The 4,853-nt window shown below is 43.9% G+C and carries 6 protein-coding genes; 5 read left to right on the forward strand and 1 reads right to left on the reverse strand.

Translation table 11 applies throughout. The annotated features are described in order from the left end of the window. Together ACGF49_RS23985 and ACGF49_RS23990 are read left to right on the forward strand one after the other, a co-directional pair. Window positions 1-2,279 (forward strand): RHS repeat-associated core domain-containing protein (locus tag ACGF49_RS23985; protein WP_387493147.1); only part of this gene is annotated, 2,279 nt, incomplete at its 5' end. Between the two features lie 9 nt (window positions 2,280-2,288). Next, window positions 2,289-2,657 carry a hypothetical protein gene (locus ACGF49_RS23990; protein ID WP_271859761.1) on the forward strand — a complete coding sequence of 123 codons (369 nt, stop codon included), beginning with the start codon at window positions 2,289-2,291 and terminating at the stop codon, window positions 2,655-2,657. A gap of 45 nt (window positions 2,658-2,702) precedes the next feature. On the opposite strand, the gene ACGF49_RS23995 is transcribed toward ACGF49_RS23990, so the two are convergent. Then, on the reverse strand, window positions 2,703-2,900 hold the full coding sequence (locus ACGF49_RS23995; protein ID WP_271859762.1) for a hypothetical protein: 198 nt from the start codon (window positions 2,898-2,900) through the stop codon (window positions 2,703-2,705). A gap of 34 nt (window positions 2,901-2,934) precedes the next feature. On the opposite strand from ACGF49_RS23995, the gene ACGF49_RS24000 reads away from it, so the two are divergent. The 3 genes from ACGF49_RS24000 to ACGF49_RS24010 all read left to right on the forward strand — a co-directional run bounded on the left by ACGF49_RS24000 (window position 2,935) and on the right by ACGF49_RS24010 (window position 4,174). After that, window positions 2,935-3,165, forward strand: a complete 231-nt coding sequence (locus ACGF49_RS24000; RefSeq protein WP_271859763.1) for a hypothetical protein — start codon at window positions 2,935-2,937, stop codon at window positions 3,163-3,165. A gap of 55 nt (window positions 3,166-3,220) precedes the next feature. After that, the gene (locus tag ACGF49_RS24005) at window positions 3,221-3,502 is read left to right on the forward strand and encodes an Imm30 family immunity protein (RefSeq protein ID WP_271859764.1); all 282 of its coding nucleotides are present in this window, start codon (window positions 3,221-3,223) and stop codon (window positions 3,500-3,502) included. A 468-nt stretch (window positions 3,503-3,970) separates the two neighbouring features. Continuing rightward, entirely contained in the window at window positions 3,971-4,174 is a 204-nt protein-coding gene (locus tag ACGF49_RS24010; RefSeq protein WP_192880526.1) for an AHH domain-containing protein, read from the forward strand. Window positions 4,175-4,853 lie beyond the last annotated feature (679 nt).

A 4,853-nucleotide genomic window follows, 5' to 3' on the forward strand; every position in this document is an offset into this window, starting at 1 on the left:
GGCTGCTGCGGGTCACCGACGCGTTACATCAGCAGACCGACTACCACCACAGCCCGTTTCACGCCAGCCCGGCGGGCAGCGTCAGCGAGATTTGCTTGCCGGACGGCCTCCAGCAGACCATTGACTACGACAGCGAGCGCCGGGTCTCGGCGGTGACTGACGGGGAAGGCCGGACCACCCGCTATACCTATGACGCCTTCGACCGGCTCAGCCACCTCACCCGCCCGGATGGCACGGCCCTGACCTTTGGCTACGACCGACTGACCCGCCTGAAAACCGTGACCAACGAAACCGGTGAAACTTACCATTACACCCGTGACCCAGCTGGCCGGGTGATTAGCGAAACCGATTTTACCGGCCGGACCATTCATTATCAGTATGACGCCGCCGGACGCCGCCTGACTGCCCGTTACCCCAATCACCAGCTGCTGCGCTGGTGTTACACCGACGACGACCGCATTACCCGCCAGGAAGCGTGGCAGGAAGAGGATGACCGGTGCGCGTTATGCTCAGTCACCACCTACGACCACGACGCGCAGGGACGGCTGGTCCGGGCCACTAACCCGGACGCGGTGGTGGCGTTTGCATACGATGAGGCCGGCCGCCTGACCCAAGAGACAATTAACGGGCGTGTCGTCAGCCATCAGTGGGACCCGCAAAGCGGCCTGCCCACCGGCCGCCAGGTGGACACCCAGCCCGCGGTCAGCTGGTACTACGGCCTTAACGGCCGGCTGATGCAGTGGCAGCTTGACGGCCATGCTCCGTTGCAGATGCAGCATGACGGGCTGGGCCGGGAAATCGCGCGGGAAAGCGCCGCCGGTTTTATCCAGTCACAGGCTTACACCCCGGTCGGGCTGCTGGCCCATCAGACCGCCGGCCGCAGCTCCGACTGGTTCAAACAGACGCTGTACGAGGCCGACCCGCATTTCCCGCCGCGGGGCAGCGCGGTCACCCGCCACTGGCATTACACCCCGGCCTACAACGTGGCCTGCATTGAAGACACCCGCTGGGACGAGACGCGCTACGGCTACAATGCCAATGACCAGGTGGTGACCGCCCAGTTTGGCGGGCCGCGAGCCTGTGACGAACAGTTTGTGTATGATGCCGGCCAGCATCTGCATTACCAAAAACGGGTACCGGAACGGCTCAGTGAAGACCTACGCCAGAGCTACCACACCCAGCAGGCGGGGCGGGTGATTCAGCACGGCGCCTGCGCTTATCGCTACGATGAAAACGGGCGACGAACAGAGAAAACCGAGCAGCGACGGGGCTACCGGCCGCGGACCTGGCGCTACCGCTGGGATGCGCAAGACCGGCTGACCGGGGTTATCAGCCCGGAAGGCACGCGCTGGCGCTATGGCTATGATGCTTTCGGGCGACGGATTAGCAAGCGGAAAGAGGAGGACACCGCCGGACCGCCGGTGAAACCGACCGCGATAATCGGCTACGATTACCTGTGGAGCGGGGAGCAGCTGATTGAAGAGACGCCGGTGTATGCGGATGGCACTGTCGGGTATGAACAGAGCATTCACTGGCTGTATGAGCCGGGCGCCCTCACGCCGCTGGCACGGCATGAAAAAGGTCAGCTATGCTATGTGGTGAGTGATCACCAAGGAACGGTGCGGGAAATTCTGACCGAAGCCGGGGAGCTGATATGGGCCGGACGACTGCTCACCTGGGGCGAGCCGGAATGTTGGCCGGTGCTGACGGTCAATGACCCGCGCAACCTGACGTGTAACCTCCGGTTTTGTGGCCAATATGAAGACACGGAGAGTGGTTTATTTTATAATCGACACCGTTATTACGAGAGGGAAACAGGCCAGTACTTATCGCCGGATCCTTTGAATCTTAGTGGCGGATTTAACCCGTACAGCTATGTCCATGATCCGGTCAATTGGATTGACCCGCTGGGGCTAACGTCTAAAAAATGTGGAACAGGTGAATATAAAGATGTTGGTGGTCATCATATTCACGCTAAAGCCGGATTTAAAGATAATGTCAGTTATGATCCTAAGAGAGGGTTTTCAATAAGTCAGGACTATATGACTAAGAATAAATTAGATCATCAACTAATGACTAACTATCAAAGATCTGCCTTTAAAGAATTAAAAAACAGTGGACGCCCAAATACACTCCAAGAACATACTAAGATTGCGGTTGACGCTTTAGAAGCAGGAGGCGCATCAACTCAGCAAGCAAGAAACTTAGTCGCTGAATCTCTATGGAATCTACGAAATCAAGGAGTCAGAGCTCCTTCTAATATTCCATGGTACAAATAGGATAAAATTATGTCAGATACCGAATTACTTAAAATATTTGGTCATATATTAATGACTACAGTGCGAGATCGATCAATTGAACGCTTTGAGAACATATCGTCAGGAACAGTAAAAGCAAAATACTTACTTGAATTACATAATTTAATAGAAAATTTTACCTTAGAACAACGAGAAGTCCTTAGGAAGTTAGTTGTTGAATCTATAGATAATGTTATTTTTAACTTACTTGATATGCTAGAGCAAAATGAAGATGCTATGAAATTACTACTATCTGAAAATAATGGTAGTGAAAGAAATATTATCAATATTAGCGATGGTCTATCCGGTGAGCTATTTACTGATGATGGTTGGATAGAACAATTTAGTAAGTATAAATGATATTCAGGCCGGGAGATCCCTGTGATCTTCCGGCCTTCTAATGATCTACCGTGGCGCATACCCACGGTAAGCCAGCGCCGATTGGAGCTTACCGATGGCATCCTTAATCTGATACGCTTCCTCGTCATTCACGGCACAGGCGCGTATCCCCGCCCAGTTCAGTCGCTTAACCAGTTGGGCTAAGGCCAGCGCTTCAATGTGGGTTAACTGAATGTCCTGCAAATGTTCAATCGCTATTGTCATCACATGCCTTAAGCTGAATATATGAAGAAGAAGTTTGGAATTTCTAAAAGTAAATCCATTGCAATACAAATGGAACATATATCCATCTAATAAAGGAAGGCATCCATTAACCAGATCTTACGCAAGAAGACCTTTCCTTCATGAAACACCAAAAGAAACATTAGCCAAAGATATCATGGATGCTAGAAAAATATATAGAGATCAAGGATTATATACTAAAAAAATTAAACAAGGTTTAAGGGAAATTATCAGGCTGAATAAATAAACATTCCTCAATGTATTTAAAAAACCATCTAAGTGTCCAAAAAATAGAGGATAAAATGAATTTAATCGAAAGTCTTGAAAAATCATCAAGCATGGATTCCCCTGAAAGTATTCGTATATTTCCCAATGCCTTACATAAAATGGCCGAGTCAAAAGATAAGAAGTATTTTCCAATAATTTTAAATTATTTTGATGACGAAAGTGAATATACTGACATGATGAAAGAAATTATGGGAATGGTGGGATCTTTTGAAACTATAGATTATATTTCTACTATTATCGAATTCAATGAAGTATTACAAAAAAGCTTTAGATTGGCTTGGTATAATTCATTATAGTATAATAAATTCTGAAAAATATATAGATATATATAAGAATATATTAACTAACTCTCCACATAAAGAAGAAGTTAAAGAATATCTTTATCGCTTTTTAGATGATAACCCAGAAAGGAAAAAGGCAATATCTTTTATACTCAGTTGTTAGATAGGCGAGTTGTATTAAAAGGCTGGAAAGATCCCAGTGATCTTTCGTCTTTGTTATCTTTATGCTTAAAATAAATATTTTACAGGGTTGGTCTTATATATTAAATATATAACTTAAAATCACAAAAATATAAAATAAATAAGAAGATAAACAAAAGAATAATACAGAAAAATATAAGATTAATATTAAATATATACATAGGATATATTTTAGCTATTTTATTCTGATTTCTCTCTGAAACAGCAAAAAGCCGGGATCGCTTCCGGCGTGCTTCTTTCTTACCGTGGTGAATGCCCATGCCACGCTGACGGGTTAATGCAATGGCAAGGCATCAAGGTAATCACGGATATACTGATGCAATAAAAAATACTCTGGATAAAATAAATTTAAATCAATCAACTGATGCCATATCGAAACAAGTAGCTAACATCCAAAATATAACTAAAAAAGATATGGAGAATGGCAATATTATTAAACACAAAGATAGGTATAACACTAACATTCAGGGGGAAGACGTAAATTAAAAAGTCAGACAAAGCATCTTTGATCTCTGGAGTAGAATTTTAGGATAATTTAATCTGGGTGAGATAATAAATTTTTATATGGAACCCGTTGAATTCTTTAAAAGCTCAGATTTTTTATCCGGTTCTATTGAAGAATTTAATGAATATGAAATTATTGATAATAAAGATAGGGCATTAAAGCTTCTTTTCGAACAAGACATACCAGGTAACTATATTGTTTGGAATGATTTTTCTCTGATCTGGTATCTGAGTTTTATCTTCATGAGGATTATAAAAAAGCAGAAAAGGATATCCTTGATAGAATAAAAATATCTACTCAGGATCAAGTTAAAGAAAAGATGAGAAAAAGAAAATGATATCTTATAAGAAAGAAACAAGGGTTAGTTGATAACATAGAATACGATAACTTTCTAAATGAAGTAAATGACGAATGTAATGACAGGTTAAATATGATAAGCATTTATCGATATTTATTTTCTTTTAATCAAGACGCTAAATTAGAAGCCATATTTTCTATGTTCAAAAAAGGAGTTATGCCGTGCGGTATAAAGAAAGACAAAAAGACATGAGGGAACCTCTAAAAACTCTCAATACAAAAAATAAGATCAATTTTGCACTCACCAATAAATGACCTTATTGTGTATGACTTTTTCTTGCTTTTTCAGGGGAAAAAATAAAC

The sequence above is a fragment of the Photorhabdus sp. RM96S genome, assembly GCF_042879335.1.
Taxonomy (GTDB): domain Bacteria; phylum Pseudomonadota; class Gammaproteobacteria; order Enterobacterales; family Enterobacteriaceae; genus Photorhabdus; species Photorhabdus kayaii.